General features: G+C 62.9%; 1 protein-coding gene. It reads right to left on the bottom strand.

Features of this window, described 5'->3' with window-relative positions; genetic code table 11:
• Positions 1–275: chloride channel protein (locus tag AC0IYH_RS31470; protein ID WP_471838158.1), on the bottom strand; the 275-nt coding region annotated here is incomplete at both ends.

Below are 275 nucleotides of genomic sequence, written 5' to 3'. Positions count from 1 at the left end.
CGTTACCGAGCGCTGCGCCGATGAAGAACAACGGCGTGACTTCACCGCCTTTGAAACCCGCGCCGAGCGTGACGACGGTAAACAGCAGCTTGATCGCCCAACTCCACGGATGCGTGTCCGGTCCGAAGAAGCTGGCGATGGTAAGGCTGTCGGGCCCCGCTGCCAGGACACCCAGGCCCAGATAGTCGCGCGTGCCGAACAGGAAGACGAGCGCGATAACGACGGCCCCGCCGATCACTGGACGTAGTGGACCATAGGGAACGATACGCTTGAGC

It is taken from the genome of Pseudomonas sp. AC463 (assembly GCF_979253585.1).
Note: the sequence above shows the minus strand (reverse complement) of the source record. Positions and strands in the feature narration are given on the sequence as shown.